Source organism: Streptomyces sp. NPDC006265, assembly GCF_040613555.1.
Lineage (GTDB): Bacteria > Actinomycetota > Actinomycetes > Streptomycetales > Streptomycetaceae > Streptomyces.
This window is the reverse complement of sequence record NZ_JBEXSH010001267.1, coordinates 1-1,879: the sequence shown is the minus strand read 5'-3', so window position 1 is coordinate 1,879 and position 1,879 is coordinate 1. Positions and strand designations below refer to the sequence as shown.

General features: G+C 70.2%; 1 protein-coding gene. It reads left to right on the top strand.

Annotation, left to right across the window (positions count from 1 at the left end):
* Positions 1-172 precede the first annotated feature (172 nt).
* Positions 173-1,879, top strand: a 1,707-nt coding sequence (locus tag ABZ281_RS47890; protein WP_356664972.1) for a hypothetical protein, incomplete at its 3' end; no start/stop codon positions are given.

Sequence of the window (1,879 nt, the reverse complement as noted above, 5' to 3'; positions counted from 1 at the left end):
CACGGGCAGGTGAACGGCACCTCGGGTGAGTCGTAGAACGGTCTTGCGAAATCCGGAGCCCGGCGGGGCGCGAGCGGCTGACCTGCGGGTCTGAGACGCCGGCGGCACGCAAGGGGGTGCGTCCGCTCCGCGGAGCAGTGCTCACCCCTGCCCGGGGAGGGGACCTCACCGCATGAAGCGGACCACACGCACCACCGTGCTCACGGTGGGCGCGCTCATCGCCGCACTGGGCCTGCCGGCCGGCGCGGCACACGCCGGCACCACGCCCCGTATCGATCTGCGGGTGCTGGTGGTGAGCGACGGCGGCCCATCGACCGACGCGATAGCCGCCGAACTGGCCGCGGCGGGTACGCCGTACACCCGGATCGATCTCACGCAGTCCGGCCGGACCGTGATCGACACCGGCTTCCTCGCGGACACCGTGGACGGCAGGCCGCGCGCCAAGTTCCAGGCGGTGGTGCTGCCCAACGACAACCCGTTCCCGGCCGGCTCGTCCGAGATGGCGGCCCTGGCGGCGTACGAGCAGACGTACGACGTGCCCCAGGTCGACGCCTACACCTACGCGCGTCCCGAAGCCGGTCTGCAGTATCCGATCTACGGCGGCTACTCCGGCAGCATCGACGGCAAGCGGGCGGAGGTGACCGCCGTCGGCAAGTCGGGCCCCTTCGGCTATCTCGACGAGGCGGTGCCCTTCGAGGACAACGACCCGGCGATCGGCGAGAGTTACGCCTACCTGTCGAAGCCCGTGGCGGGAGCCGACTTCACCCCGTACGTCGAAGCGGCGATCCCCGGGCAGTCGACCAAGGGCACGCTGGTGGGCGAGTACCGGCACGACGGGCGGCGCGAGCTGGTCGTCACCTTCGTCTACAACCGGTACCAGCAGCAGTTCCGGCTCCTGGCCCGCGGCATCGTGGAGTGGATGACCGGCGGGGTGCACCTGGGCGCCTCGCGGAACTACTTCGCCGTCCACGTCGACGACGTGTTCGCCGCGGACGACCGCTGGAACAGCCGGCTCAACTGCACGCCCGGCGACGTCGACTGCACGGACCCCACCGCGACGCCCGACCCGATCCGGATGACGCCCGCCGACGTCGACCACGCCGTCGACTGGCAGGACAGCAAGAAGTTCACCCTCGACTTCGCCTACAACGGCGCGGGCAGCGCCGACCACCGTGAGGACAACAACGGCGCCGACCCGCTCGCCGACCGGCTGATCGCACGGCGGGGTGAGTTCCGCTGGATCAACCACACCTACTCGCACCCCTTCCTCGGCTGTGTGCAGGACACGACCGTGGTGCCCTGGACGTGCGCGACCAACGCCGACGGCAGCACCCGGTGGATGAGTCGCAACGACATCTCCGACGAGATCGCCACCAACCGCGTCTGGGGCGAGAGCGTCGCCGGACTGCCGCTGGTGAACAGCGAGTTGGTCACCGGCGAGCACTCGGGCATGAAGGTCCTGCCGCAGCAGCCCGAGGACAACCCCAACCTGGCGCTCGCCCTCGACGACAACCACATCACCTGGCTCGGCTCCGACAACTCCCGGGAGCCCGACCAGCGTCGGGTCGGTCCGTCCACGACCGTGCCCCGCTACCCGATGAACGTCTTCTACAACGCCGGCCGGGCGGCCGAGCAGGTCGACGAGTACAACTGGATCTACACCAGCCGCGCCCAGGGCGGCAGCGGCATCTGCGAGGACAACCCGGCCACCACCACGTGTCTGCCGGCGCCGCTGGACGCCGCCACCGGCTACGCCGGCCACATCGTGCCGCTGGAGACACAGATCGCCCTCGGACACGTCCTGGCCAACGACCCCAAGCCGCACTTCATCCACCAGTCCAACCTGGCCGAGGACCGCATCGCCTACCCCGTCCTCGAC